Below are 1,990 nucleotides of genomic sequence, written 5' to 3'. Positions count from 1 at the left end.
ATTATTTCAACTTATTTTAACAATTTCCATTTAACTTTTCACAGTGCTGGTTTTATAGAGTCTGAGTTCTACCTATGCAAATGGAACTTACTTTCAAATTAAGGCATTATTGATCTACTATTAAGCATAACCCATTCCATGCATTAAGTAACGAAGGGTATTTAATGGAATCCAATTTCACAGGACTCAATGGCCTAGGTGAATCTAATTACAACTTTAGTTACGATGCATTAAATATTGATATGGTATACCGATGGAGATTTGCACCAGGAAGTGAGCTCAGTCTGGTTTGGAAGGCATTTATTGAGAAGGAAGACAATATTATTGATCGTACATATTTCAAGAATATTGATGAAACGTTTAAAACCAATCAACGAAATAACTTTTCAATAAAACTTCTTTACTATTTGGATGCACAGTATCTGAAGAAGAGAAAGGCAAAAGACGTTAAGTATATTTAGGCCTCTATTTTCACAATTACACCCAATTGTTTACGAAGTAGATGAAGACAACTTCAAAAGGTAGTTTACCAACTTTGTTTCTATAGTGGTTACAGTCTTCTTTCTCCCATGCACGCAAGAAAAAAATAAGTAACTTTATAACTATTCTGAACTCTTCATTATTGAATTTTCAGGAGAAATAATAACTAAATTAATTATTTGCAATAGTGCTGTTAGTTTATGTGTAATCATGAAACACAGAAACTATACGGTTAGATTATATGAAAGTAAAATTCTGTTTTATTTCAATAATTATCTGTTTAAATTCGGCATGTGTTTTTTCACAAATAAACGATGCAAATACAGATTCTAAAAATACTACTCTGGGTAATTCCAGCACCACATATTTTGTATCGAAAAACTCTACTGCGATTTCTCCACACATAGCAGCACATTTTATTTCAAAAGGATTTTCAAAACAAGATGCAATAGAATTAGCGGAGCAATTTGTTATACGATATAATAGTATTCATAAAACAAAGAGCAAACTGAACAATACGGATGTCATCAACTTGGGTATTGAAGATGACCTTCAACTCATTTCTTTACTAAATTGGGATCTTTTCTTATCTCACAATAATTTGTATGGGGCATATATTAGAGCTTATTCAAATACAGCAAAGCCATGGTATGGTGTTTCTCCTGAAGCATTTCATGAAGTTTTTCGAATATTATCCAGTCAGCATATAAGTGCAGATAAGATCCATGGTAAACTGTTAGTAACCACAAAGATAATTGACGAATTATCGACCTCATTAAAACCAATAATCGAATCTAATAAGTCTATTAGAAAAGCGTACAACTACTTAATAAAGGGAGAGTTTAGCATCTCAGAAAAGTTCCTGGGAAAAAGCATATTGGCGGATAAAATGTCTGACGCGCAGGAGAACTTCAATATGGCCAGAATCAAAACTATTAATCTGAAGTATAATGAAGCAAACCCCTATTATATTAGAGCTGTTCAATTATATGAAACAAACCCTCGATATGTCTTAGCCTATGCAAATAATCTGAGTATTAATGGGGACTACAAAAAGGCTATTATCAACTACAAAAGTTCATTTAGGGATTTAAAAACAGATGATGAAGAGTATAACAGAAAGGTATCCACACGGTGCAATAATCTTGGTGTATCTTATAAGGCAACAAAAGATTATGATAACGCTTTACAGTATTACCAAAAAGCAATTGAACTAGACCTCGCCGATTTAGGCGAAACTCATCCCCAAATCCCGGTTTTATATAACAACATCGCAGAAACTTATATCGCTTTACATAATTTCAAGCAAGCAGAAAATTATCTCAGGAAAGCGCTTGAGATTGATCTGGAAATTTTCGGGAAGCAGCATCCCAGAATAATTACTCGATACAATAATCTTGGAACACTGTATAATCTTACAGGACAAACAAGTCTTGCTGTTAAATTATTCGAAAAGGCACTTGCTCTTAATGCCAAAATGTTTGGTGAATTGAACCCTACTATTGCCGAT

At 32.9% G+C, this 1,990-nt stretch carries 2 protein-coding genes; both read left to right on the top strand.

The window, feature by feature from the left end:
* The first annotated feature begins 164 nt into the window (after positions 1-164).
* Positions 165-461, top strand: coding sequence for a hypothetical protein (locus HRT72_06350; GenBank protein ID NQY67328.1), 297 nt, complete (start codon positions 165-167; stop codon positions 459-461).
* Between the two features lie 260 nt (positions 462-721).
* On the top strand, positions 722-1,990 hold a 1,269-nt coding region (locus HRT72_06345), incomplete at its 3' end, for a tetratricopeptide repeat protein (protein ID NQY67327.1).

Source organism: Flavobacteriales bacterium (assembly GCA_013214975.1).
In the GTDB taxonomy this organism is placed as follows: Bacteria; Bacteroidota; Bacteroidia; order DT-38; family DT-38; genus DT-38.
The sequence above is the reverse complement of the archived record's forward strand: the minus strand, read 5'-3'. Positions and strand labels throughout refer to the sequence as shown.

Excerpts from the sequence above, each read along its gene's own strand:
- HRT72_06350 (NQY67328.1), top strand. The coding sequence starts at position 165 with ATGGAATCCAATTTCACAGGACTCAATGGCCTAGGTGAATCTAATTAC.